Below are 24,343 nucleotides of genomic sequence, written 5' to 3' on the forward strand. Positions count from 1 at the left end.
CTCAGCCTTCCAATGCGGTGAGGGAGTTGGGGCGGCCCAGTGCGCGGTCAACGCCGTCGAGAATCCTGTCCAGGTCGGGCAGATGGTGCTTCTCGAGCTTGGAGGGCGGGTAGGGAATGTCGAATCCTGTCACGCGCACGGGTGCGCTTTCAAGGTAGTTGAAGCAGCGTTCCGTGATGGTGGCAGCAATTTCGGCTCCCAGCCCCAGCGTCCGGGCCGCTTCGTGGGTGACGACCAGCCGGCCCGTGCGCTGCACCGATTCCTGCACGGTGGCATAGTCAACGGGCGAGAGTGAGCGCAGATCGATGACTTCGACGGAGATCCCTTCGGCGGCTGCGGCACTGGCTGCGTCGACGGCGGTTTTGACCAGGGGTCCGTAGGCGACCAGCGTGACATCCGTGCCGGGTTCCACGACACGGGCCGAACCCATGGCCGGCGCCGAGGCGAGCGCGCCGTCCAGATCGACCTCGCCCTTGGCGTGGTAGCGGCGCTTGGGCTCAAAGTACAGGACCGGGTCGTCGCTGGCGATGGCCTGGCGCAGCATGGTGTACGCATCCTGGGGATTGGAGGGGCTGATCACGCGCAACCCGGAGGTGTGCACGAAATAAGCTTCCGGGGACTCCGAATGGTGTTCGGGCGAGCCGATCCCGCCGCCGAAGGGCACCCTGATGGTCATCGGCATCCGCACCCTGCCGTTGGTGCGTGCGTGCAGCTTGGCCACCTGGGAGACGATCTGGTCAAAGCCCGGGTAGATGAAGCCGTCAAACTGGATTTCGCACACGGGCCTGAACCCGCGGTAGGCAAGGCCCACGGCCGTGCCGATAATGGCCGATTCGGCCAACGGTGTGTCAATGACCCGGTGGGAGCCGAAGTCCTTCATCAACCCATCGGTGACGCGGAAAACCCCGCCCAAGGTGCCGATGTCCTCACCCAGCAGCACAACCTTCGGGTCGTCTTCCAATGCGCGCCGAAGTCCTGCATTGATGGCCTGTGTCAAGGTCAACTTGCTCATGACGCACTCCCTTGTACGTTTGAAACCTGGTTCTGTGAAACGGTGGCCGGCATTTCCCCAAACGATGCCAAATACTGCCTGTATTGGTCGCGCTGCAGCTCGAGCAGCGGGTGCTCGTCCACGTAAATATTGTCAAAGAGACTCATGGGTTCCGGGTCAGGAAGGTTGATGCAGGCCTGTCGCAGCTCGGCGGCCACGGCGTCGGCCTTCGCGGCGATCCTGGCCTCGGCGTCGTCGTCGAGCTTTCCGGCGTTGCTGAGGAAGGTGTGCATCCTGGTGAGCGGGTCCTTGGCCGCCCACTCCTCCAACTCGGTGACGCCGCGGTAACGGGTGGGGTCGTCGGCGGTGGTGTGCGGGCCCATGCGGTAGGTGACGGCTTCGATGAAGCTCGGGCCGCCGCCGGTGCGGGCACGGTGGGCGGCCCAGCGGGTGGCAGCCAGGACGGCGAGGACGTCATTGCCATCGACCTGGAGGCTGGGAATGCCATAGCCCGGGGCGCGCCCGGCCAGCGGGACATGCGACTGCAGGCCCACCGGTTCGGAGATGGCCCAGTGGTTGTTCTGGCAGAAAAAGATGACCGGCGCCTGGAAGCTGGCGGCAAAGACCATGGCCTCGTGCACGTCGCCCTGACTCGTGGCACCATCACCCAGATAGGCCATGGCCAGGGATTCCTTGCCGTCCAGGACCAGGCCCATGGCGTAGCCGGTGGCGTGCAGGGTTTGCGCGCCGATGATGATTTGGGGGGTGGCCAATTTCAGTTCCTGCGGATCCCAGCCAACGTTGCTGGTGCCGCGCCAGACGCCGATGGCTTCCGACATCACTGCCCCGCGGCAATAGGCAACACCGTTCTCGCGGTAGGTGGGAAAAATGAAGTCCTCGTCCCCGAGCGCCCTGACGGAGCCGATCTGGGAGGCTTCCTGTCCCATCAGGGGCGGCCACAGGGCGAGCTGGCCCTGGCGCTGCAACGCCGTGGATTCAAAGTCGATCCTGCGGATGACAACCATGTCCTCGTACAGATTTCGAAGTGTTTGGTCGTCAATGTCGTTGACGAATTCGTCCAGCAGCTCATCGGCAACACGGATTCCGTCTGCGGTAATGAGTTGGTGCATTTTCATTGGGGCCTGGCCTGTGGGCTCATGGCGCGAATGAGTCATATTGCTCGCCTCCCTGCATTGTAATAAGGATGCTACCTATGAGTGTGACGATACTCACGTACAGCATCCGGCGCAATGACTCGGTTTTAAGTTGAGCAGAATGCACTATATCGACACGCCTGGCCATGCTAGTCTGCGCAGTATGTCAACTTTGGACGGAACCGACGCACGCATCCTCCTGGCCCTGGTCAAGGACCCCCGGCAAACGGTGGTTGCCATGGCCGAGCGGCTCGGATTGTCCCGAAACACCGTCCAGGCCAGGATGGCGGCATTGGAGAAGCGCCACGCGTTCCTGCCCTTCGACCACAGGATCAGCCCGGCGCCGCTGGGCTACCCCTTGACGGCGTTCATTTCCGTGCACGTCCAGCAGCGAAAGATTGCTGAATTGGCCACGGCGCTGTCCGCCATCCCGGAGGTTGTTGAAGCCCACGGGCTCAGCGGCAGGGCGGACCTGCTGGTCAAGGTCGTCTCCACAGGCGCCGAGGACTTGTTCCGCGTGAACGGCAAAATACTGGCGTGTGACGGTGTTGAACGCACGGAAACCTCGCTCTCCATGAACGAGCTCGTCCCCTTCCGCATGTCCCCCTTGTTGATGCGCGTGTTGGAACGCTGACGTGGGGAGCGAGCCTGGGCGCGGGCCGGCATTTTCGGGTGCGGCGTTTTGAGCCGGCTCGCAAAAGGCCCCATCCGCCGTCGTAATTTGACGGTGAATGGGGCCTTCAGACGGGGCGTTGCTGCCGACAGCGGGGTGGGCCCACAACTGCGAGGGGCCCCAAGGGGAAACGCGCCAGCGGATCCCCTTGGGGCGCAGGTGGGGATTAGTGGTCCACCGCCTTCTCGGCGCCCACACCTGTCAGGGAGCGAACTTCCATTTCAGCCTGGATGCGCGGGTCCTCGGTGTTCTTGTCCAGCACGGTGCCCAACCAGCCCAGGAAGAACGCCAGCGGGATGGAGATGATGCCGGGGTTGGCCAGCGGGAACCAGGAGAAGTCGGCACCCGGGATCATGGCCTTCTCGTTGCCGGAGACGACCGGGGAGAACGCGATCAAGATGATGGCTGCAGCCAGCCCGCCGTACATGCTCCACAGTGCGCCCTGGGTGGTGAACTTCTTCCAGAACAGCGAGTAAATGATCGTGGGCAGGTTTGCCGAGGCTGCGATGGCGAAAGCCAGCGCAACCAGGAAGGCGATGTTCTGGCCGTTGGCCAGGATGCCGCCGCCGATGGCGACCAAACCGATCACAATGACGGTGCGTCGGGCTACCTTGACTTCCATCTCCGGCTTGGGCGCGCCCTTGACGATGACGTTGGAGTAGATGTCGTGGGCAAAGGATGCCGCCGCCGTGATGGTCAGCCCGGCCACAACCGCAAGGATGGTGGCGAAGGCGACGGCGGAGATGAAGCCCAGCAGGATCGGCCCACCCACCACGAAGGCCAGCAGCGGGGCGGCCGCGTTGACGCCGCCTGGAGCAGCCAGGATGGCTTCCTTGCCGATCAAGGCACCTGCACCGTAGCCAAGGACCAGGGTGAAGACGTAGAAGCCGCCGATGAGCCAAATCGCCCACACCACGGACTTGCGGGCTTCCTTGGCCGTGGGGACCGTGTAGAAGCGCATCAACACGTGCGGCAGGGCGGCTGTTCCCAGCACCAGCGCCAGCGCCAGTGAAACAAAGTCCAGCGGAGCCTTGCCGTATGCAGCGCCCGGGTTCAGCAGTGCCTCGCCCACACCGCCCTCGTTGACGGAGGTCTGCACTGCGGCGTCCATCAAGGTCGAGAGGTTGAAGCCGTGCATGGCCAGCACAATGATGGTCATGATCGCCGCACCAATGATGAGCAGGAACGCCTTGATGATCTGCACCCAGGTGGTGCCCTTCATGCCGCCGATCAGTACGTACACGATCATGAGCACACCAACGACGGCGATGACAATGTTCTGGCCAACCTTGTTGGAGTTGTCGAAGCCGAGCAGCAGTGACACCAGACCACCGGCACCGGCCATCTGCGCGAGCAGGTAGAAGAAGCAGACAACCAGTGTGGTGGTGGCTGCTGCGATACGCACGGGACGCTGCTTGAGGCGGAAGGAGAGCACGTCGGCCATGGTGAACTTGCCGGTGTTGCGCAGCAGCTCGGCAACGAGCAACAGCGCAACCAGCCAGGCCACGAGAAAGCCGATGGAGTAGAGGAAGCCGTCGTAGCCGTTGACCGCAATGGCGCCGGTAATGCCAAGGAAGGACGCTGCCGAAAGGTAATCGCCGGCAATCGCTGTACCGTTTTGGCCGCCGGAGAAGGAACGGCCGGCCGCGTAGTAGTCAGCGGCCGTTTTGTTGTTGCGGCTGGCCCGGAACACCACGATCATGGTGATCGCAACGAAGCCAACGAAGATCAAGATGTTGATCCAGGATTTTTCCTTCGTTTGCTCAGCGAGCGTTGCCAGCGGGGCAACAGTGGGGAGAATGGCGAACAGGCTCACGGGCTAAACCTCTTCCTTGGTCTGGTCTGCAGCAGCGATCTGGCTTTCCAGGCGCGTGCGAATGACGGCTGCCTGGGGATCGAGCTTGCGATTGGCGTAAGTGACATACCAGGTGGTGATGCCAAAAGTGGTGACGAACTGAAGCAGGCCCATGATCAGGCCAATGTTGAAATTGCCCCAGACCTTGATGGACATGAAGTCGTGGGCGTAGGCGGCCAACAGTACGTACGCGAAATACCAGACCAAAAAGCCGATGGCGACAGGGAAAACAAAATTCCGGTGCGACTTGCGGAGTTCCTGGAACTCTTCCGAGCTCTGTTCCGCTGTAAAGTCAACCGGACCTTCATTGCTTGCGTGGGCAGAATTACCCATCATTCCTCCTTGAGTGATGTGATCCCTTTCACTATGAAGTGCGTCAGCTCACATTTTTGGGTCGTTGGTCATGTGCCGCGGTGAACGGCATCGACGCTGCGCCGAACGGCACAATCCCCCGCAACCGGGCGCCGGCGAACTCCGGCTAGTCTTTACTCCATGTCCACTCCCGTGCTGAGCGATTCCACCCTCCTGCTCATCATCGCCATCGCTGCCGTGGTGGCCGCCGTCGCCGTTGTTGCCGCCGTCGGCTTCCGGCTCTCGAGGTCGTACCGTGAACTTGGCACCGACGCCGAGCATGCAACATTTGCGGCGCTGCATTCTGCGGCAGCCGCAGGCGAACAGCTGCGCAACGGCCTGGAGCCGGCCGGGGCGTTGAAGGCAAGCAAGCAGTTGCGGGCGCTGCTCAACTGTGCGGCCATCGCAATGACCGACGACTCCCGCCTGCTGGCCTGGGACGGTGCAGGTGCCGCAGCCAAGCAACCCGATTCCGCCGTCGTCATGAACCTGGCGGCCAAGGCGCTGCGCACCGGCCGCACCCAGGTGGCCACCCTGGACCAGCCCCTGCGCGAGGCTCTCGGGTTGCCACTGCACGGCGGCGAATTGAAGGCTGCCGTCATCTGTCCCCTGAAGGTGGAGTCCAGGGCCGTGGGTACAGTGATCATTCTGTCGAAGGCGCCCTCGGCCGGGCTGGTCCGGGCAACGAATGAGGTGGCCGGCTGGGTGTCGGCCCAGCTCGAGCTCGCCGAACTGGGCGCGTCACGGAGCCTGCTGGCGGAGGCTGAGGTGCGGGCCCTGCGCGCGCAGATCAGCCCGCATTTCATCTACAACTCGCTCAACGCGATCGCCTCCTTCATCAACACCGACCCGCAGCGGGCCCGGGACCTGGTGGTTGAGTTTGCCGATTTCACCCGCTATTCCTTCCGCCGGCACGGGGATTTCACCACGTTGGCCGAGGAGCTGCGCTGCATCGACAGGTACCTGCTGCTGGAGAACGCCCGTTTTGGCGAGCGCCTGCAGGTCAGCCTCCAAATTGCCCCCGAGGTGCTCAGCACGGTGATACCGTTCCTGAGCCTGCAGCCGCTGGTTGAAAACGCCGTCCGCCACGGACTTGAGGCGAAGGTCGGCAACGGGCTCGTGCAGATTTGTGCCAGGGATTTGGGTGCGTACACGGAAGTGACAATAGAGGACGACGGCGTGGGGATGGACCCGGAGCAGCTGCGGTTGGTCCTGGCAGGCCAGCATGACGGCACGCATGTGGGCCTGCGCAATGTTGACGCCCGCCTGCGCCAGGTCTATGGCGACGACCACGGGCTCACCGTCGACACGGGCGTGGGGCACGGGATGCTCATCACCATGACGGTGCCGAAGAACCAGCCCGGCCACGACGCCTGATGCGGGCGCTGCGGGCCTTGGCCCCGTACGCTTAGCCACATGATTAATGTCCTTGTGGCCGACGACGAGCTGCCCGCCGTCGAAGAGCTCGCCTTCCTGCTCGGGCGGGACCCGCGCGTCGGCACCATCCACCGGGCCATCAGCGGCGCCCAAGCCCTCGAGCTGCTCACCGTAAACACCGTTGACGCAGTGTTTCTGGATATCCACATGCCTGGCCTGTCGGGGCTGGAGCTGGCAAAGGTCATTGGCAGCGGAAGCAACCCGCCAGTGGTCGTCTTTGTGACGGCCGACGACGACAGGGCGCTTGAAGCGTTTGAACTCGCCGCCGTCGACTACCTCTTGAAACCGCTCCGCACCGAGCGGCTCACCCGCACGATCGACCGTGTCGTTGAACTGGTGGCACATCCTGCTGCCGCCGATGAGGTGGAGATGATCACCGTCGACCTGGGCGGGGTCAGCAAGCTCATCCGTATTGACGAGGTAAGGTTCGTGCAGGCCCAGGGCGATTACGCCAGGCTGCACACCGCCGATGCAAGCTACCTGATTCGGGTCCCCCTGGCTGATTTGGAACAACAGTGGGCCGAGTCGGGCTTCATCCGCATTCACAGGTCATATCTGGTGTGCCTGCACTTTGTCAGTGCCTGGAAGCTCAGCGCTGCCAAGCCGACGGTGTCGGTGGGCAGCGCCGTCCTGCCCGTCAGCCGCAGGCATGTGCCCGTACTGAGGGAGCATTTGCAGGCCACAAGGGTGCGGCCAAGCTCATGATGCCAGGACACAGCCGATGACAATCGGCCCCAGCCGTCCGCCGGCAGCAGGCCGGGTCAGGGTTGCCGCCCCGCGCACGCAGGCCCGCCACATCCCGCCCGGCACAAGCGTGTCGCAGGAAGTTGCCGAGCAAACAGCTGTCGGTGAGGTGATGGTGCGTTCCTTGATCCGCTCGCAGCTGCGGCTGGCCTTGGTGGTGACGGCCGGTTTCACTGCCGCCCTGCTGTTGTGCTGGGTGCTTGTCCAGTGGGTGCCCTTCTTTTCGGATTGGTTGATCCTGGGCATTCCCGCCCCTTGGCTCTTGCTGGGTGTTGGCGTCTACCCCATCATTGGTGCCTGCGCCTTGCTCTATGTGCGGGCGGCAACAAAGAATGAAAACCAGTACCGCGACCTGGTGGGTGAAAAATGAACCCGACCATTGGCTACACGGCCTTGATTCTCGTGTCCGTTGCCACCACAGTGATCGGGTTTTATGGATTGCGGATTTCCCGGACAACGAGCGATTTTTATGTTGCCTCACGTACTGTGCGGCCGTGGTGGAATGCCTCGGCCATTGGCGGGGAATACCTTTCGGGAGCAAGTTTCCTTGGCATTGCCGGGCTCATAGTCGTCTCCGGGCTCGACGCCCTCTGGTTCCCCATCGGCTACACCGCCGGGTACTTGATGTTGCTGTTCTTCGTTGCAGCCCCCCTGCGCCGTTCGGGCGCCTACACCATCCCTGACTTTGCCGAGGCCAGGCTGGGATCAACCACTGCCCGCTATGTCACAAGCCTGCTTGTGGTTGTGGTGGGCTGGTTCTACATAGTGCCGCAATTGCACGGCGCCGCCCTGACCATCCGCACCACCACGGGGCTGCCGTCATGGGTTGGCGCGGGCGCCGTCGTTGTCGTCGTCTGCCTCACGGTTGTCACCGGCGGAATGCGCTCCATCACGTTCGTCCAGGCCTTCCAATATTGGCTCAAGCTCACGGCATTGGCCGTGCCGGCCATCTTCATCCTGCTCCTGGTCACGGGCGCCACCGGCTCCGGGCCGTCGCTTCCGGCAGGCACGGAGTTGTTCCCGTCCGCGGCCCCGCTCGCGGGAGACTCCACGTACAGCACCCTTTCCCTCATGGTGGCGCTGCTGTTTGGCACCCTGGGTTTGCCCCACGTCCTGGTGCGTTTTTATACCAATCCCGACGGCGCTGCAGCCCGCCGCACGACGCTGATAGTTTTGGGGCTGCTCTCCATTTTTTACCTTTTCCCCACCATTTACGGCGTGCTGGGCAGGGCTTTTTTGCCGGAGCTGGCGGCCAATGGCTACCCGGATGCGACGGTGCTGTTGCTGCCGGGAAAGCTGATTGGCGGCCTGGGCGGGGATCTTTTGTCTGCCTTGGTGGTGGCGGGCGCTTTTGCTGCCTTCCTGTCCACCACCTCGGGCCTGGTCGTCTCACTGGCCGGGGTCATCAGCCAGGACCTGTTGGGCGGCAGCGTGCGGGGATTCCGGATCGCCGCTGTTTTTGCCGCCGTCGTGCCTTTTGGAGTTGCCATGGTGACCGAATCGCTGGGGCTGGCCGGCAGCGTGGGCCTGGTCTTTGCCTTCACGGCATCCACGATCTGTCCGCTGCTCCTGCTGGGCATTTGGTGGCGCGGGCTCACCGACGCCGGAGCCGTTGCAGGCATGCTGACGGGCGGAGTATTGTGCGGAACTGCGATAATGGTGGGCGGCCCGACGGCGGCCGACTCTCCGTGGCGGGATCTGCTCACGCAGCCGGCCGCGTGGACGGTCCCGGTCGCCTTCCTGGTCACGATAGTTGTTTCCAGGGCCACCCGGCACCGCCGCAGTTCAACGCTCTCCCGGTTCATGACGAGGCTGCATGTGCCTGAGCGGCCCCTGGCCCTGGAGGATCCCAGGTCGCAGACCGGCTGACCCAGGCTCAAACCGCCCCGAAAAATACGCGGTCATGCTGCACACCGACCACTGCTGTGGGGCAGGCAACAGGACCTGGCGCCTACTTTGAGGTCAGCGGGTCGATTGAGGCCATCAGCTCAACCACGCGGTCAAGGAACGCATCCACTTGGCTTTCCTCGTACCCGTCGGGACCCTTTTCAGGGGCGAACACTGCCCGGCGGACCACGTCGACGCTGAGTTCACCGTTGTCTTCAATGTAGACGAGCAGTTCACGGCACAGCACGTCGACGTCGTTGACGTTGTAGCTCTGGGTGCCTTTACGTGAGGGGCGCCGGAACCGTTCTCCGTCGGGGCGGTGGAGGCGGGCACGCAGCAGGGACGCTGTCTTGCCGATCTTCATCATCCACGCCTTTTCACCCTCGGCGACGATCAGCAGGTCCTTTTCGCGCAGGACGAACTCATCTTCGATCCGGTCCATGGCGGCGTCGACGGCCTGGGCGCTGTAACCGCCGCGGGCCGGGTCAAATGCGGCAGTGCGCACGTCATAGCTGGTGATGGCTTTGTCGTCGCTGTCCGTGTTCAGGAAGTACGCCCGGGCGCGTTCAAGGAACACGTCGACCTGCTTGACGTTATAGCCAATTTGCTTGGGACCCACCAACTTGAATTTGGTGTTGGTCCGGGGCGTCTCATCCACTGTCACAGTCATTCCTTGAACTTTTCTCTATGGGTGGGGCAACTTGCCGGGCGCCGGTTGCGCTTTAGAACCGGCCTAACAGGGTAAAGATGGCGTATGCCACGGGTGCCGCGAACAGGATTGAATCCAGCCTGTCCATGACCCCGCCGTGGCCCGGCAGCAAGTTGCTCATGTCCTTGACGCCAAGCTCACGCTTGACCATGGACTCGGCAAAGTCTCCGCCAGTGCCTGCAAAGACCATACCAATGGCCAGGGCGAAGCCCACCCACCAATGCTGGTCAAGCAGGAAAACTGTGGCTGGAATGGCCACCAGCATTGCCCCTGCCAGGGAACCGGCAAATCCCTCCCAGGATTTCTTGGGGCTGATCTTTGGTGCCATTGGGTGTTTGCCGAAAAGCGCGCCGACCAGATAACCGAAGGTGTCATTGGCGACCACCAGCAGCAACATGATGATCACCTGCACCACGCCGGGGTTGATGTCGTTGAGGTCCAACGTCATCCCGACGGTGGGACCGTGCTCCCCGCGCAGCATCAAGAATACAAAACTGAGCAGGAACGGGATCCACATGAGTGAAAACACTCCGGCCAGAATGCTCTTGGCGGCGCCTGGCTCGGGATCAAGGGAGCGCCACAGGACCGTTGCGCCGGTGCTGGCGACGAGAGCGAAAAGCAACCCCTCGGCACCGGCAAAGTATGCGGACGCGGGCATGGCCAGCGCACCAACCATGACAGGAGTGAACGGCACGCTGATGCCCTTGCCTGCAATGGCCCGATTGACTTCCCAGACGCCGACACAGGCGAAGACAGTGGCGACGGCGATAAAGGCCACCGGGTAAAAGAGCAGTGAGCCAATGACGAGCACGAGCAGTGCCAGGCCAACGCTGATGGCCGCTGGCAGGTCGCGGCCGGCCTTCGGTGTCCGTGGCACCTTGACAGTCGTGGCCGCCGCGGGCATGGCCGCGATGGGCCCCTGCGGCACAGGAATCACTGGAATGCCGGTGACCTGGGTGGCTGAGACCGGGCGCGGGGCTGCTTCCTGACCGGAAAGCTCGACGTCGGACGCAACATCCGTCGCAACGGCAGCTTCGGTTTTGCTTCCAGTTTTGCCAGCGGCCTTGACCTTGGTGCCGGCGGTTTTCGAAACCGACCCTGGGGAGCTTTCTTTCGTCCCTGCAGTTTTGGGTCCGTCAGTCTTGGTCGAGGCAACCTTGGGTCCGGCCGCCGTAGTCACGGGAGCAACAGCAACAGGTTGGGCGACAGCGGTGCCGGAACCAACGCCTGCAGCTTTGCTTCCGCGAGCGTTTGATGCAGATTTTGCGGGAGCGTCCTTCGGCTCTGTCACCGGAGCAACGGGTGCCAGATGAGCCGAAGCGTTGGCACGTTTCTTCCGCGGCTTCCGCCCGGCTGCGGTCCTTTCGTTCCGCGAGGCGGCACCATCTGCTGCCTTGTGCCCTGCCACCACTGTGTCAGCGGAAATCTTGGCAGGCACCTTACCGGCATCCGACGTCGCGGCGTCAGCAGAGTCCTTGACAGGCACCTTACCGGCATCCGACTTCGCCTTGCCGGCCTTGGACTTTGCCGCGACGGAATTTCCGGTGCCGGGCTGCGTTACTGCACCGGCCGTGGTGTCGGGGCGGGGCCCGCCTGAGCCTGTGCCGTCGTCGTCCTTCCCGGCAGAAGGCTGCTGCGGCTGCTCTTCACCGGTCTTGGTTTTGGGCACAATGATGGGAATCATGCCCGTCAGCTCAGCATGGCGGCGGGCTTTCCGGCTCGGAAATTGATAGTCAGCCGGAGCCGGCATGAGACCGGCCTCTGGATTTGACGCGGCCGGCTCCTTGGCGGAACCGGCCGGCGCATTCTTGGGGTCGGACATTAGACCTCGAGTAGCTCGGCTTCCTTGCGTTTGAGCAGCTCATCGATGTTCTCGGTGTGCGACTTGGTCAGCGTGTCCAATTCCTTCTCGGCACGGGCGCCCTCGTCTTCACCGGCGTCCCCATCCTTGACCAGCTTGTCCAGCTGCTCCTTGGCCTTGCGACGGATGTTGCGCACGGAAATCTTGGCGTCCTCGCCCTTGGTGCGGACAATCTTGACGTATTCCTTGCGACGTTCCTGCGTCAGCTCCGGCATCATGATGCGAATGACATTGCCGTCGTTGGAGGGGTTGGCCCCGACCTCGGAGGAACTCAGCGCGCGCTCGATGTCATGCATCGAGGTCTTGTCGAACGGCGTGATGAGCAGTGTGCGGGCTTCCGGCACGGCAAAGGCGGCCAGCTGCTGCAACGGCGTCGGTGAGCCGTAGTACTCCACCATGACCTTGTGGAACATGGCGGGGTTGGCACGGCCTGTGCGGACCGCGGAGAACTCTTCTTTGGCAACTTCGATGGCCTTGTCCATCTTTTCCTCGGCCTCGAGCAAAGTTTCTTCGATCACGCGTCTCTCCCTCAATAAATGACTACACAACTATTCCGCGACGGAACCCGCGGCAAATCTGAATCCATCCTACCGTGACCTGCGTGGCGGCCGGGGCCAGCCAACGTCACGATGGGCCGTGCGCGTATTTACGGGGTGACCAGCGTGCCCAGCTCTTCGCCGAGAATGGCGCGCGTCACATTGCCTTCGCCTTCCATGCCGAAGACGAGCATGGTCACGTTGTTGTCGCGGCAGAGGGCAAATGCCGTCTGGTCCATGACCCGGATGTCGCGGGCCATCGCCTCGTCGTAGCTCAAGTGGTCAAGCTTGACGGCCGTCGGATCCTTCTTGGGGTCGGCCGTGTAGACGCCGTCAACACCGTTTTTGGCCATCAGCACGACGTCGGCATGGACTTCCAGCGCACGCTGGGCGGCGACGGTGTCAGTGGAGAAGTAGGGCAGTCCGGCGCCGGCGCCGAAGATGACCACGCGGCTCTTTTCCATGTGGCGGATGGCGCGGCGCGGAATGTACGCCTCGGCGACCTGGCCCATGGTGATGGCACTCTGCACCCGGGTGTCGACGCCTGCCTGTTCCAGGAAGTCCTGCAGCGCCAGGCAGTTCATGACTGTGCCCAGCATGCCCATGTAGTCGGCCCTGGAGCGGTCCATGCCGGCCTGGGACAGTTGGGCGCCGCGGAAGAAGTTGCCTCCGCCCACGACGATGGCGACCTCCACTGTGTCCACGGTGCTGGCGATCTGCTTGGCAATGTCCCGGATGGTGTCCATGTCGACTCCGAGCTTGCCGGCGCCGAAAACTTCGCCGGAGAGCTTCAGCAAAACTCGACGGCGTTTGCCTGTTCCCGGCGCTGATGCGGTGCTGCTGGGCGCGGGCTGCGAAATATTCGTGGTCATGGTGCCTTCCGTAGGTGCCGGCGTTGGCTGGTGGCGCTTGGATTGAGTCGCGTCAGTTGTTTGCGTGCAATTGTTCGGGGTACTGCCGTCACCTCGCTCAGGGCATGGTGAAGGGCCGCGTCTAGAATCCTATCCGACGTTGGACGCAAAGAAGGGGCAACCGCAGTTCGCGGTCACCCCTTTCTTCGTCACATCCGGCTAGTTCACAAAGTGAATTATGCTCCGACGCGGAAACGTGCGAAGGCAACAGGCTTGACGCCGGCTTCTGCCAGAACAGCGGCAACGCTCTTCTTGGCGTCCTTGGCGAAGGACTGGTCAACCAGGACGATCTCCTTGAAGAAGCCAGTCAGGCGGCCTTCAACAATCTTCGTCATGGCTGCTTCGGGCTTGCCCTCGGCCTGTGCGGTTTCGGTGGCAATGCGGCGTTCGCTTTCGACGACGTCGGCAGCAACTTCGTCGCGGGTCAGGAACGTCGGTGACATGGCAGCAATGTGCACGGCTACGTCGTGCGCAACCTCCTTGTTGTCACCGTCGATGGCGAAGAGCACGCCAACCTGTGCGGGGAGGTCCTTGGACGTCTTGTGCAGGTAAGAGTCAACCGTGGCACCTTCAACGCGGGCCAGGCGGCGGATGGCAACCTTTTCGCCCAGCAGGGCGCCGGCTGCAATGACAGCCTCGGACATGGGCTTGCCGTCAACGTCAACAGCCAGCAGTGCTTCAACATCGGCTGCGCCGGAGGAGATGGCCGTGGCCAGAACCGTGTTGGCGAATTCGATGAAGGGGGCAGCCTTGGCCACGAAGTCAGTTTCGCAGGCGACCTCAACCATGACGCCAACACCGTTGTCAACGGCTGCGGCAACGAGGCCTTCAGCGGTTGAGCGGCCTTCGCGCTTGGTGGCACCCTTGAGACCCTTGATGCGGATCAGTTCCATGGCCTTGTCGGCGTCGCCGTTGGCCTCGTCGAGAGCCTTCTTGACGTCCATCATGCCAGCGCCTGTGCGCTCGCGCAGAGCCTTAATATCAGCGGCGGTGTAGTTCGCCATATGAACCCCTCAGTGTAGATGTTTGAGTATGTAAATCAGTAGTAGGCCAGTTCTGGCAGGACCGCTTTGCCTTGTGGGCGGTGCGATCCTGCCAGCTTCTGGTGCCTTGCTTGGCTGCTTACTGAGGGGATTGCTCCCCTGTCAGTCGCTGCCAGGAAAGGTTCTTACTTCTCGGTTGCAGCTTCGGCAGGCGCTTCAGCAGCGGCCTCGGCCGGGGCTTCAACAACGGTCTCGGCAGCGGCCTCGGCCGGAGCAGCGGCTTCAGCCGGAGCTTCGACAGCAGCAGCTTCTGCCGGAGCTTCGACAGCAGCAGCTTCTGCCGGGGCAGCAGCCTTTTCGCCTTCGAGGAGTTCGCGCTCCCACTCAGCCAAGGGCTCGGCCGGGGCTTCTTCGTTGCCGGTTGCCTTGTTGTTGCGGGCGATCAAGCCTTCAGCAATGGCGTCAGCGATCACGCGGGTCAACAGTGCAACGGAGCGGATGGCGTCGTCGTTGCCCGGAATCGGGAAATCAACTTCGTCCGGGTTGCAGTTGGAGTCCAGGATGGCCACAACGGGGATGTTCAGCTTGTGCGCCTCGTCGATGGCGAGGTGCTCCTTGGGTGTGTCAACAACCCAGAGCACGGACGGTGCCTTGGTCAGGTTGCGGATACCACCGAGGTTGGTCTGCAGCTTGGTCAGTTCGCGCTTCAGGAGCAGGAGCTCCTTCTTGGTGTGGTTTGAACCAGCAACGTCGTCGAAGTCGATCTCTTCGAGTTCCTTCATGCGCGAGATGCGCTTGGAAACCGTCTGGAAGTTGGTGAGCATGCCACCCAACCAGCGCTGGTTCACGTAGGGCTGGCCCACGCGGGTAGCCTGCTCGGCGATTGCTTCCTGAGCCTGCTTCTTGGTGCCGACGAAGAGTACGGTGCCGCCGTGTGCAACGGTGGCCTTCACGAACTCGTAGGCGCGGTCAATGAAAGACAGTGACTGCTGCAGGTCAATGATGTAGATGCCGTTGCGCTCCGTGAGGATGAATCGCTTCATCTTCGGGTTCCAACGACGGGTCTGGTGTCCAAAGTGGACGCCGCTGTCAAGCAGCTGGCGCATTGTTACGACGGGCATGCCGACGCTCCTTCTGATAATTTTACGGTTGTTTAGCGTGTTGGTTCCGGCCGGGGCCGAATCCGTTGCTCCTGGCACCCATCGTGCATTCCATAAACCGCCGTGGGGCGGACCGTATGGGCACAATCCATCAGCAGGATCCAAGACGAATCTTGGTACCTCATCAGGGCGGGGTGCGCGTAGTCAGTGCACAAACACCACACTGCTCTCTCAATGTTACTACAGCGCAGCCTTGCCGGCTGACCAGTTTCAGTCCCCCACAGGCCGGTGTGCCACTTGATTTGTGCACAAATTGTCCGGCGGCCGACGCAGCTTCTCCTGCACGGCGCACGATGGAGGGATGAGGACCCCGATTCGCACCCGCAACAGCCCCGGTCCGGGTTCCCGGCCCCGGAGCGCGCAGCTGCTGTGCGCCCTCCTGGCGGTCATGGTTTTACTGCCCTCCCCCGTGTCTTCCCCGGCGGCTGCCGTCTCGGCTGCGGCTTTTGCCGATGCACGTCCGACGGCGGCCGCTCCCCTGCCAGCCTCCCTCGCCTGGGGCTGGCCCTTGGCCGGGAAGCCCCGGGTGGTGCACGCCTTTGATCCGCCGGCCAAACCGTGGCTGAGCGGCCACCGGGGTGTCGACCTGGCAGCAGCCCAGGGAATTGCCGTGCTTGCGCCCACTGATGGCGTGGTGACGTTTTCCGGCGTCGTGGTTAATAGGGCAGTGCTGACCATTGCCGTGGCGGACGGTTTGCGGCTGAGTTTTGAACCTGTCACGTCGACCCTGAAAGCGGGCGATGCGGTGGCACGCGGCCAAACCATCGGCATTGTGGAGGGCCCGAGCCATTGCGGCGGGGCCGGTGCCGCCAGCTGCCTGCACTGGGGCGTGCGTCGCGGCGACGAGTATTTGGACCCCCTGCAATTCATCCTGGACCTGCGCCCGTCGATACTGCTTCCCCTGTCGGGCGGATGACTGGGGCACTGTTGGATTAACCAAGCAACCCGCAGTGCAGCCGCCGGGGCGACCGCACTGCGGGTTACAGGAGTGTTGCTAGCGTGCGGTGCGGAACTACACGATCGCGGAGATTCCCGTGATGGCACGCCCGGTGACGAGCGTGTTGATCTCGTAGGTGCCTTCGTAGGAGTAGATGGCCTCGGCGTCGGCGAAGATCTTCGCCATCTCGTAGTCGGTGACGATGCCGTTGCCGCCAAAGAGGCCCCGGCCCATGGCGACTGTCTCGCGCATGCGTGCCGTCGTGAAGGCCTTTGCCAGTGCTGACTGTTCGTCCTTTGCCTGACCCAGGTCCTCGAGCTGGGACAGGCGCACCATCATGCCGGTGGAGGCCACCGTGTTGCCCAGCATTTTCACCAGCTGGTCCTGCACCAGTTGGAACGAGGCGATGGGCCGGCCGAACTGTTGGCGCTCCACGGCGTAGCGGCGGGCCACGTCGAACGCGGCCATCTGCTGGCCCACGGCCTGCCAGGCCACTGCCAGGCGGGTGACCTTGAGGACCTTGTTGGTGTCACGGAAGCTGTTGCCGCCGGCCAGCTTGTACTCATGCGGAACAACGACATTCTCGAGGGTGATGTCGGCATTCTGCACGGTGCGCAGCGCGGTCTTGTTTTCGATCTTGGTGGCGGTGTAGCCGGGCAGGGCGGTGTCAACCATGAAGGCCTTGACCTGGTTGTCCTCAACATCGCGGGCGTAGATGACAACCCAGTCCGAGAAGGTGGCGTTGCCGATCCAACGCTTGGCGCCGTTGAGGATCCAATTCCCACCGTCGCGCACTGCCGTGGTGCGGGTGCCGCCTGCCACGTCCGAACCACCCAGCGGTTCCGTCAGGCCAAAAGCCCCGATCTTCTTCATGGCGTAGATGTCAGGGAGCCAGGCGGCCTTTTGCTCCTCCGAGGCCAGTGCCTCGATGGAGCCGGTGAAGAGTCCGTCATGCACGCCCATGAAGGTGGCGATGGAAGCGTCGGCACGGGTGAATTCGGCGTGGCTCAGGCCGGCGAAAAGGCTTGAGTAGCCCTGGCGGTGGACCGGGCTCATGATGTCCAGTTCCGCCAGCTTGGGGATGATCTCCATGGGGAATTCGCCGCGGTTCCAGCAGTCGGTGGCAATCGGCTTGACTTCCTTGGCCAGGAAGTCGCGAAGTTCCTGCAGGCGTTCCCGCTCTTTCCCGGAGAGCATCTGCTCAAATCCGTAGAAGTCGCCATCGGCGTAGGGGAGGTTGTTCGGGTCTACTGCAGCCTTGGACACGGGCATTCCTTTGCTTGATCTCATCTGTGAACAGTGAACCGTTCGGCCCAGAACCAAACATGTTACTGATCAGTAACATACAGCATTCACGTGTCGCAGGCAACATTTCCGGTTGTTCCGGGGCCACAGGCCGGAGCGGTCCCCCAACACGCCCGCCGAGTCTCCCGGCGAGGCTGTCATCACGCTGAAACGAGTTCCCGAAATGATGGCTGCCCATGCCGAAGCCGTGCCAAGGCCGCAGCCGGCGTGCCCGCGTTGCGCCGGCAGCGGCGGTGCACCTTGCGGAAGATGCAGGGGCGCCTCGGGCAGGCTGCGGGGCTGTTGCGGTCTTTTGCCGGCGGAAGAGACAAATCTTCGACCTCCGGGGGCTGTCGTGGTCATTCGCCCATGGCCGGCCTCGGGCGAATGACCACGACAACCCCCGGAGCTGGCAGCATGGCCATTCGAGGCGGAATTCCTCCAACCCAGCCGCAGACTCCGCGGTCAGCGGGCAGTTAATTCCCCTGGACACAGTCGTCGGGGCAGCAACTCACATGGACTGGGGGTTGGCTGGCAGAACAAACAAAATACCCCCGGAATCGTCGTGATTCCGGGGGTATCGCACGGTAGGGCCACTCGGACTTGAACCGAGGACCTAAGGATTATGAGTCCCGCGCTCTAACCAGCTGAGCTATGGCCCCATGCAAGGCGCCTGCCCTTGTCACGGCATCTATTTGCATTACAGCAAAATGCGGCTCAAGGAAAAGCACTCCCACAATCCTAAGGGGTCAACCTCTAAACCGCGTGATCCTCGTAGCTCCCGCCACGATAAATGTCTTCAAAGGTGTCCAGGGTCTTCTTCAATCCATGGCGGGCGACCATGGCGTGGCTTGCAGCACCCATTGCCTCGCGGTCCTCAGTGGACAGCCGCATGATGGTCGTGATCTTTTCGGCCAGGTCATCGCTGTCGTTGGGTTCGAACAAGTAGCCATTGACACCGGGATCCACCAGGTGCGGCAGGGCCATGGCATCTGCCAGCACCACGGGGGTGGAGGCGCTCATGGCTTCCAACGTCACAAGGGACTGCAGCTCGGCCGTGCCGGGCATGACGAACAAATCCGCCTTGAGGTAAACCTCGCGCAACTCCTCGTCGCTGATCAATCCGGTGAACGTCACCCGGGAAGACAGCCCCAGCTTCTCAGCCTGGACCTTAAGTGCACCCTTGACCTCGCCGCCGCCAACCACCACGAGGTGCAGATTGAGGTCTGCCGGAGTCTTTGCAATGGCGTCGATCAGGACGTCAATATGCTTCTCCTCGGCAAGGCGGCCCACAAACGCAACGGTCGGGTACGGGTTGTGCGGCGCCGCTTCACCCGAGGCCAGTTCGTAGTTGCCTGACTCAATGCCATTGGAGAGCGGCAAAACCTTGCGCAGGAACGCGTGTTCGTGCATGGCCTTCGCGGCCAGCGGCGTGGGTGTTGTCACAACGTCCGCCCGGCTCATGACCTTGCCCATGTCGCGCCAGGAGACCCGGGCGATGATGTTCTTGAACCATTGCGGGAACGGCAGGAACGGGTTCAGGTTTGCGGGCATGAAATGGTTGGTTGCCACAATCCGGATGCCGCGGCGGGCGGCCTCATAAACGACGTGTTCGCCAATCATGTAGTGGCTTTGCACATGCACCACGTCCGGCTTGATCACGTCGAAGAGAGCCGCAATGTCCTTCTTGATCTCCCACGGCAGGCAAATCCTGAAGTACTCGTGGGTCGGGACTGGCCGTGACCGCAATCGGTGCACAGTGGCTTCGGCGCGATGTTCGGTGAACATGGGGCCGCCGTCTTCCCGGCACGCCATGACGTGCACGTTCTGACCCCTGGCCGTCATTCCTGTTGCCAACCGGAAACAGAACTGTGCCGCCCCATTGATGTGCGGCGGATAGGTGTCGGCAGCAATCAAGATGGTAAGCGGCTTTTGGGCGCTTTCGGTCGGGCTGGATGTCACGGGAAAATCTCCTGGTGGCTGGTTGAACAGCCCGCGGGCCGACTCATTGCTTACGTTGTTCCTTTTTTGCAGCTTTGCGCCGCTTAACCACATCCGGATGGTGCCTGGACAACGCAATAACCCCAACGATAGCAAGTAACGCGGCCCCGGCCATGGCAATCGCCACCACTGGTGGCACGTCGTCGCGAAGCTCACCCAAAATGACTATGCCGATGGCGACACCCACCATCGGATCAATCACTGTCAGCCCGGCAATTACCAGATCGGGGGGCCCGCTGGCGTAGGCGCTTTGCACAAACCAGCTGCCCAGTCCTCCCGCCGCGGCGATGGCAATCACTGAATACCACTGGACGTTGAGCAGAAACAAGCCGTTGGGGTCGAAGATCTGCTTGGAGATGATACGGGTCAAAACGGCAACGAAGCCAAACAAGACACCCGAGCCGAGAATGTAAAAGAAGGCCTTCAGCCGGTGCTTGAACATGACAAGGGCCCCGCCAAAAATGGTGACGACGACGGCCAGCAGCAGCACCACCGTCAGCTCCTGGGTGGAACTGACGTGAGTATTTTCACGCACCACATTCACCGCCATGAGCACAAACAATGCGCTGCCGGCGACGCAGGCGGTGATGGAAACGACGGTTGCACGGTTGAGCCTGATGCCCTGGTCCCGGGAGTTCACAACGGTGGTGATCACCAGTGCTATGGCCCCGATCGGCTGCACCACCGTCAAGGTGCCCAAGGTCAGAGCGACAACATTCAACACCATCCCGGCACCGAGCAGCGTCAGCCCAAGCACCCAGCGCGGGTTGCGCAGCAGGCGCAGGAACCCCGATCCGCCCAGTGCCAGGCCGCCGGTGTTGTTTTGCACTGCACTGCCCTGGCGTTGTGCACCAAAGGCAAGGAAGAAGGCCCCTGCCACGGCGCACGCCACGGCAAGCCACATCATGGGCGGCCCTGCGCTGGATTGCTCGGAAGGTGGAGTTCGCGGTGTTTAGCCAGAACCGCCACAAAGTACTGGCTGAAGGCAATCACGTGCATGATCATGCCGGCACCCAGGAAGATCCAGGCGAGCGTGAACGTAAAGTCCGATTCGAGCGCCTTGGCCAACAGGAGCATCGGTGTGCCGATCATGAGCGCAGCCGTGCGGGTCTTGCCCAACATGGTGACCTTGAGGTCTGCGTCTCCGCGAAAGAAGTACAGCGTGACGCTCAGCAGGACGACGTCGGGAATCACCAGGAGCAGTAGCAGCCACAAGGGCAGGATGTGGGCAATCACCAAGGTGATGCTGACAGCCACCAAAGCCACCCTGTCGGCCAGGGGGTCCATGATCCTGCCCAGCTGGGAGGATTGGTTGAGCTTGCGCGCGGCATAGCCGTCGATCCAGTCGGTGCAGCCCATCATGGCCAGGACGAAGACACCCCACCCGTATTCGTGTCGGGCCAGGACAAGCCAAACAAACAGTGGGGTTCCCAGAAACCTGACAACTGTGATGATGTTGGGGATCGTGACGATGGCGTTGGAATTTTCCATGTTGATGCCGGAACGCCCGGACATGTCAGTCACCTCCCCTGGTGTTTATGCTGCGGCCCGCAACAGGGCTCCCGCAGATCATGGCAACGATGCTTGGTGGAATTATTTCTTCAACAACTTTCGCAACAACAGCACGCATGCGCTGGCCGACACGGCAAACACGGCCAACGGCTTCCAGCGTTCCTTGACAGTGTCAAGTGCCTCTCCCGCTGCACCGGCGGCTGCTTGGTTGGCAGATTCCCTGGCCCTGTGCTTGGCGGTGTCAAGCAGGTGCGTGGTTTGCTTCTTGACGTCGGCTTCGGCCACGAGTTCTTCACGCAGGACCAGCAGATGCTCGCGGCGTGCAGTGGTGCGTTTGATGAGCTCGGTGGTGTTGGCCTTGGGACCCTGTTCGGCTTCCTTGGCTGCGCGCTCCGCGGCGGCCTTCGACTTGGCTTCCTCCGCCTCGGCCTTGGCCTCCTTCTTCTGCTCACGAGTCAATGGCTCGGGATCGAGGGTGGCCGGATCAAAGTCACGGCCCTCCTTGGCAATGCCCAGGTCGTGGCGAAGTCCCCGCCATGCGTGTTCAGGCAGCAGTGGCAGCAAGCTCTTGAATTTCCTGTATCCGACCAGTCCGCTGATGCCAATGAGCAGGAGCAGTGCGGCGCTGACAATCAATGCCGACAGCCACAAAGGCATGATCGTGCCCAGTCCGGCAATGGCGGCCACCACGAGTGCAATGACCAGCAGAACCACGAACACCAGGGCCAGTGCGGCAAAGATTGCCACACCGCTCACACGGGATTTTTTGTGTTCGAGTTCGAGCTTGGCCAACGCAATTTCATCGTTGATCTGGCGCGGGACCAGGCGCGAAACAGTTTTTACCGCTTCCACCAGAACCGATCCATGGGCCTTCGGGTGTTCATCCGCCGCAACATGCACGTCCTTTTGCCCGTCTGTCACTGAGACCGCCTCCAAAATGAGGGCCCGTGCAGTCTCTGAAAGTACCGCGCGAACCCGAAATCTTTGTAGTGCCTCCTTGCGGCGGCACTACCGTAATGTCAAAATTACCATCCATCCTGCCCTCTGCGGGCCCTGCCTTGCCGGGGCATTGTTGCGGAATAGTAAAGCAGGCAGTGGTGTTGTTCCGCTGGGGCAGCGAAACTAAGTTACGGCGTCGTCAATCCCATGCTGAAAAAACACATAGCATGAACCATTGAGCGGTCCTTTTCTGCGGCTGGCTCGTACCTGCGCGCACTACCATTCTTGAGGATTCCTGTCTTGACCACCACCGCTCACCCAGGCGATGCCCTGTCCCGTCGACAAAAGCTGATCTACGTTTTGGTGCTGGGCCTGCTGACGGCCCTGGGGCCGTTCACCATTGACCTGTATCTGCCGGCCTTCCCCATTATTGGGCACGAGCTGGGCGTCAGCGCCACCGCCGTCCAGCTCACCCTTACCGCCACCACCATCGGCTTCGCGGCCGGGCAGCTGGTGATTGGCCCCTTCAGCGACAAGTTCGGGCGCCGGATGCCGCTGATTCTGGCGACCGCCCTGCACGTGGGCGCGTCCGTCGGTGCGGCCATGTCAACGGACATCACCATGCTGGGCGTGTTCCGTGTGCTGCAGGGCGTTGGTGCGGCAGGCGGCGGCGTGGTGGCAATGGCCATGGTCCGCGACCTTTTTGGCGGCTACCAGTTGGTCAAGATGCTCTCGCGCATGGCGCTGGTGAACGGCATGGCCCCGATCCTGGCCCCGGTGATCGGCTCACAGCTGTTGGGCATCATGGACTGGCCCGGCATTTTCTGGTTCCTCGCCGCCTACGGTGCGCTGGTTGTCGTCGCCGCCTTTGTTTTCATCGTCGAGACCCTGCCCCCTGAACGGCGCAAGTTCGACGGCGAGAGCGTCGCCGACAGGTATCGGGCAGTCTTTAGCGACAGGATATTTGTCGGCACCCTGTTGGTGGGCGGACTGAACTTTGCCGCACTGTTCACCTACCTCTCGGCGTCCACATTCCTGTTTCAAACCACTTATGGCTTCACGCCGCAGGAGTACGGCTACTTGTTCGCGGTGAACTCCTTGGGTGTGGTGACGGGTGTCCAGTTGGCGGCGCGCATCATGCGCCGCACAGGGCCGCAGTGGGTCATCGCGTGGGCCACGGTTGTGCAGGTTGCCGCGGCCGCGACGATGATTATTTTCGACCAGCTGGGCTTTGGCTTGTGGGGCGTGATCATCCCGCTGTGGTTCTTCATCTGCGCCACCGGATTCCTGTTCCCCTCAGTGCAGGTCCTGGGCTTGGCCCGCAACGGCCGGCAGGCAGGAACGGCAGCGTCCCTACTTGGCGCGACCACCTTTGGGTTTGCCGGTCTCATTACGCCCGTGGTGGGCATCATCGGCGTGAAAACGGCGACCCCCATGGCACTGATCATGGGTTGCTCAATACTGCTGGCCATGGCGGCACTCTGGCTCATCGTCCGCCCCAAGACAGTCCCCAAGCTCTAAGGCGGCTGTCCTCCTACAGGGTTCCGCCCGGGCCACTCCGGTGCCCCGCCTGGTGGGCCCGCCCGCCAGGAAGGCCCGGGTCGCCCTGGTGGCCGAAAACCCTGCTGCAGCCGTCGCTTCGCATTAAATGCCGCAATCCCCGCCGAAACGGGGATTGCGGCATTTATTTGTCCGGGACCAGTCGGCTAGTAGCCGGTGGACGTGCCGCCCTGCAGGACTGCTTCCGTGCCCGACAGGCCCAGCCGGGTGGCACCGGCATCAACCATGGCCTGGGCCGTGGCCCAGTCACGGATGCCGCCGGAGGCCTTGACGCCTACCCGCGGGCCAACTGTTTTGGCCATGAGTCCGACGGCGTGGACGGTCGCGCCGCCTGCCGGGTGAAATCCAGTGGAGGTCTTGACGAAATCTGCGCCGCAGCTTTCGGCAATCTCACAGCACCGCACGATTTGTTCGTCGGTCAGTGCGGCCGTCTCCAAAATGACTTTCAGGACGGTGGGTGCCGGCACGGCAGCGCGAACGGCTGCAATGTCGGCGTGCACGGCATCATAGTTGCCGGCAATTGCTGCGCCAACATCGATGACCATGTCGATCTCATCAGCACCATCCTGCACAGCAGCGCCCGCTTCGGCGGCCTTGATTCGGCTGTGGTGCTTGCCGCTGGGGAACCCGCACACGGCAGCAACTTTTACTGTGGGTGTGGACAGCGGCAGCATCGACGGCGAGACGCACACCGAATAGGCGCCGAGCCGCGCAGCAGCTGCCGCGGCCGACTCGGCGTCGGCCTGAGTTCCAGTGGACTGCAGGAACGTGTGGTCAACCATCGTGGCCAGCAATTCCGGGGTCAGTTTCGTCATGTTCATCCTTGTGTTCGAGGGTGTTTAAGTTGTGTGTGGAACA

At 62.4% G+C, this 24,343-nt stretch carries 23 protein-coding genes and 1 tRNA gene; 7 read left to right on the forward strand and 17 right to left on the reverse strand.

The features are described 5' to 3' along the window. Window position 1: 1 nt before the first annotated feature. Complete coding sequence (locus AC1L6K_RS16210; protein WP_480949870.1) at window positions 2–1,012, reverse strand: alpha-ketoacid dehydrogenase subunit beta; 1,011 nt, start codon at window positions 1,010–1,012, stop codon at window positions 2–4. Next, window positions 1,009–2,127 (reverse strand): pyruvate dehydrogenase (acetyl-transferring) E1 component subunit alpha, encoded by a 1,119-nt coding sequence (gene pdhA, locus AC1L6K_RS16215; RefSeq protein ID WP_480949871.1) that lies wholly within the window; start codon window positions 2,125–2,127, stop codon window positions 1,009–1,011. Before pdhA ends, AC1L6K_RS16210 begins: the two co-directional genes overlap by 4 nt. A 181-nt stretch (window positions 2,128–2,308) precedes the next feature. Here pdhA and AC1L6K_RS16220 point away from each other — a divergent pair, with 181 nt between their 5' ends. After that, entirely contained in the window at window positions 2,309–2,779 is a 471-nt protein-coding gene (locus AC1L6K_RS16220) for an Lrp/AsnC family transcriptional regulator (RefSeq protein WP_480949872.1), read from the forward strand. 205 nt (window positions 2,780–2,984) lie between these two features. Here AC1L6K_RS16220 and AC1L6K_RS16225 read toward each other — a convergent pair whose 3' ends face one another. After that, complete coding sequence (locus AC1L6K_RS16225; protein WP_480952798.1) at window positions 2,985–4,598, reverse strand: solute symporter family protein; 1,614 nt, start codon at window positions 4,596–4,598, stop codon at window positions 2,985–2,987. A gap of 39 nt (window positions 4,599–4,637) precedes the next feature. After that, window positions 4,638–5,006: a DUF485 domain-containing protein gene (locus AC1L6K_RS16230; RefSeq protein ID WP_480952799.1), complete on the reverse strand. Its 369-nt coding sequence runs from the start codon at window positions 5,004–5,006 to the stop codon at window positions 4,638–4,640. A gap of 174 nt (window positions 5,007–5,180) precedes the next feature. Between AC1L6K_RS16230 and AC1L6K_RS16235 the strand changes: the two genes are divergently transcribed. The 4 genes from AC1L6K_RS16235 to AC1L6K_RS16250 are packed head-to-tail and all read left to right on the forward strand — an operon-like array spanning window position 5,181 to window position 9,074. Then, window positions 5,181–6,401 carry a GAF domain-containing sensor histidine kinase gene (locus AC1L6K_RS16235; protein ID WP_480952800.1) on the forward strand — a complete coding sequence of 407 codons (1,221 nt, stop codon included), beginning with the start codon at window positions 5,181–5,183 and terminating at the stop codon, window positions 6,399–6,401. Window positions 6,402–6,440: 39 nt separating this feature from the next. Continuing rightward, window positions 6,441–7,166, forward strand: a complete 726-nt coding sequence (locus tag AC1L6K_RS16240; RefSeq protein WP_480949873.1) for a LytR/AlgR family response regulator transcription factor — start codon at window positions 6,441–6,443, stop codon at window positions 7,164–7,166. 16 nt (window positions 7,167–7,182) lie between these two features. Beyond that, complete coding sequence (locus AC1L6K_RS16245; RefSeq protein WP_480949874.1) at window positions 7,183–7,575, forward strand: hypothetical protein; 393 nt, start codon at window positions 7,183–7,185, stop codon at window positions 7,573–7,575. Then, window positions 7,572–9,074 (forward strand): sodium/solute symporter, encoded by a 1,503-nt coding sequence (locus tag AC1L6K_RS16250; protein WP_480949875.1) that lies wholly within the window; start codon window positions 7,572–7,574, stop codon window positions 9,072–9,074. The genes AC1L6K_RS16245 and AC1L6K_RS16250 overlap by 4 nt, the downstream gene beginning before the upstream one ends. An 82-nt stretch (window positions 9,075–9,156) precedes the next feature. Here the strand turns inward: AC1L6K_RS16250 and AC1L6K_RS16255 are convergent, their stop codons facing one another. The 6 genes from AC1L6K_RS16255 to rpsB all read right to left on the reverse strand — a co-directional run bounded on the left by AC1L6K_RS16255 (window position 9,157) and on the right by rpsB (window position 15,213). Next, window positions 9,157–9,756: a DivIVA domain-containing protein gene (locus tag AC1L6K_RS16255; RefSeq protein WP_480952801.1), complete on the reverse strand. Its 600-nt coding sequence runs from the start codon at window positions 9,754–9,756 to the stop codon at window positions 9,157–9,159. Window positions 9,757–9,814: 58 nt separating this feature from the next. After that, entirely contained in the window at window positions 9,815–10,705 is an 891-nt protein-coding gene (locus AC1L6K_RS16260; protein WP_480952802.1) for a phosphatidate cytidylyltransferase, read from the reverse strand. Window positions 10,706–11,622: 917 nt separating this feature from the next. Next, entirely contained in the window at window positions 11,623–12,180 is a 558-nt protein-coding gene (frr, locus tag AC1L6K_RS16265; protein ID WP_480949876.1) for a ribosome recycling factor, read from the reverse strand. 128 nt (window positions 12,181–12,308) lie between these two features. Next, complete coding sequence (gene pyrH, locus AC1L6K_RS16270) at window positions 12,309–13,070, reverse strand: UMP kinase (protein WP_480949877.1); 762 nt, start codon at window positions 13,068–13,070, stop codon at window positions 12,309–12,311. A 215-nt stretch (window positions 13,071–13,285) separates the two neighbouring features. Continuing rightward, on the reverse strand, window positions 13,286–14,113 hold the full coding sequence (gene tsf, locus AC1L6K_RS16275; RefSeq protein WP_480949878.1) for a translation elongation factor Ts: 828 nt from the start codon (window positions 14,111–14,113) through the stop codon (window positions 13,286–13,288). A 164-nt stretch (window positions 14,114–14,277) separates the two neighbouring features. Beyond that, a complete protein-coding gene (gene rpsB, locus AC1L6K_RS16280) occupies window positions 14,278–15,213 on the reverse strand; it encodes a 30S ribosomal protein S2 (protein ID WP_480949879.1) in 936 nt (311 codons plus the stop codon). 340 nt (window positions 15,214–15,553) lie between these two features. Between rpsB and AC1L6K_RS16285 the strand changes: the two genes are divergently transcribed. Continuing rightward, a complete protein-coding gene (locus AC1L6K_RS16285; protein ID WP_480949880.1) occupies window positions 15,554–16,168 on the forward strand; it encodes a M23 family metallopeptidase in 615 nt (204 codons plus the stop codon). A gap of 96 nt (window positions 16,169–16,264) precedes the next feature. Here AC1L6K_RS16285 and AC1L6K_RS16290 read toward each other — a convergent pair whose 3' ends face one another. From AC1L6K_RS16290 to AC1L6K_RS16315, 6 genes are all read right to left on the reverse strand, one after another. After that, window positions 16,265–17,455, reverse strand: coding sequence for an acyl-CoA dehydrogenase family protein (locus AC1L6K_RS16290; protein ID WP_480949881.1), 1,191 nt, complete (start codon window positions 17,453–17,455; stop codon window positions 16,265–16,267). Window positions 17,456–18,061: 606 nt separating this feature from the next. Then, a tRNA-Ile gene (locus AC1L6K_RS16295) sits at window positions 18,062–18,135 on the reverse strand. A 94-nt stretch (window positions 18,136–18,229) separates the two neighbouring features. Next, window positions 18,230–19,435 carry a glycosyltransferase gene (locus tag AC1L6K_RS16300; RefSeq protein WP_480949882.1) on the reverse strand — a complete coding sequence of 402 codons (1,206 nt, stop codon included), beginning with the start codon at window positions 19,433–19,435 and terminating at the stop codon, window positions 18,230–18,232. A gap of 43 nt (window positions 19,436–19,478) precedes the next feature. Then, window positions 19,479–20,381 carry a DMT family transporter gene (locus AC1L6K_RS16305; protein WP_480949883.1) on the reverse strand — a complete coding sequence of 301 codons (903 nt, stop codon included), beginning with the start codon at window positions 20,379–20,381 and terminating at the stop codon, window positions 19,479–19,481. Beyond that, a complete protein-coding gene (locus tag AC1L6K_RS16310) occupies window positions 20,378–20,989 on the reverse strand; it encodes a CDP-alcohol phosphatidyltransferase family protein (protein ID WP_480949884.1) in 612 nt (203 codons plus the stop codon). Before AC1L6K_RS16310 ends, AC1L6K_RS16305 begins: the two co-directional genes overlap by 4 nt. A 78-nt stretch (window positions 20,990–21,067) precedes the next feature. Then, window positions 21,068–21,907, reverse strand: a complete 840-nt coding sequence (locus AC1L6K_RS16315) for a phage holin family protein (RefSeq protein ID WP_480949885.1) — start codon at window positions 21,905–21,907, stop codon at window positions 21,068–21,070. A gap of 318 nt (window positions 21,908–22,225) precedes the next feature. Between AC1L6K_RS16315 and AC1L6K_RS16320 the strand changes: the two genes are divergently transcribed. After that, the gene (locus AC1L6K_RS16320; protein WP_480949886.1) at window positions 22,226–23,446 is read left to right on the forward strand and encodes a multidrug effflux MFS transporter; all 1,221 of its coding nucleotides are present in this window, start codon (window positions 22,226–22,228) and stop codon (window positions 23,444–23,446) included. Window positions 23,447–23,631: 185 nt separating this feature from the next. Here AC1L6K_RS16320 and deoC read toward each other — a convergent pair whose 3' ends face one another. Beyond that, window positions 23,632–24,306, reverse strand: a complete 675-nt coding sequence (deoC, locus tag AC1L6K_RS16325; protein WP_480949887.1) for a deoxyribose-phosphate aldolase — start codon at window positions 24,304–24,306, stop codon at window positions 23,632–23,634. Window positions 24,307–24,343: the final 37 nt, after the last annotated feature.

This window comes from Specibacter sp. BI4 (assembly GCF_056680095.1).

Coding starts and splice junctions, on each gene's coding strand:
- AC1L6K_RS16210 (WP_480949870.1), bottom strand. CDS start 1,012: ATGAGCAAGTTGACCTTGACACAGGCCATCAATGCAGGACTTCGGCGC.
- pdhA (WP_480949871.1), bottom strand. CDS start 2,127: ATGAAAATGCACCAACTCATTACCGCAGACGGAATCCGTGTTGCCGAT.
- AC1L6K_RS16220 (WP_480949872.1), top strand. CDS start 2,309: ATGTCAACTTTGGACGGAACCGACGCACGCATCCTCCTGGCCCTGGTC.
- AC1L6K_RS16230 (WP_480952799.1), bottom strand. CDS start 5,006: ATGGGTAATTCTGCCCACGCAAGCAATGAAGGTCCGGTTGACTTTACA.
- AC1L6K_RS16240 (WP_480949873.1), top strand. CDS start 6,441: ATGATTAATGTCCTTGTGGCCGACGACGAGCTGCCCGCCGTCGAAGAG.
- AC1L6K_RS16245 (WP_480949874.1), top strand. CDS start 7,183: ATGACAATCGGCCCCAGCCGTCCGCCGGCAGCAGGCCGGGTCAGGGTT.
- AC1L6K_RS16250 (WP_480949875.1), top strand. CDS start 7,572: ATGAACCCGACCATTGGCTACACGGCCTTGATTCTCGTGTCCGTTGCC.
- AC1L6K_RS16260 (WP_480952802.1), bottom strand. CDS start 10,705: ATGCCCGCGGCGGCCACGACTGTCAAGGTGCCACGGACACCGAAGGCC.
- pyrH (WP_480949877.1), bottom strand. CDS start 13,070: ATGACCACGAATATTTCGCAGCCCGCGCCCAGCAGCACCGCATCAGCG.
- tsf (WP_480949878.1), bottom strand. CDS start 14,113: ATGGCGAACTACACCGCCGCTGATATTAAGGCTCTGCGCGAGCGCACA.
- rpsB (WP_480949879.1), bottom strand. CDS start 15,213: ATGCCCGTCGTAACAATGCGCCAGCTGCTTGACAGCGGCGTCCACTTT.
- AC1L6K_RS16285 (WP_480949880.1), top strand. CDS start 15,554: ATGAGGACCCCGATTCGCACCCGCAACAGCCCCGGTCCGGGTTCCCGG.
- AC1L6K_RS16305 (WP_480949883.1), bottom strand. CDS start 20,381: ATGATGTGGCTTGCCGTGGCGTGCGCCGTGGCAGGGGCCTTCTTCCTT.
- AC1L6K_RS16310 (WP_480949884.1), bottom strand. CDS start 20,989: ATGTCCGGGCGTTCCGGCATCAACATGGAAAATTCCAACGCCATCGTC.
- deoC (WP_480949887.1), bottom strand. CDS start 24,306: ATGAACATGACGAAACTGACCCCGGAATTGCTGGCCACGATGGTTGAC.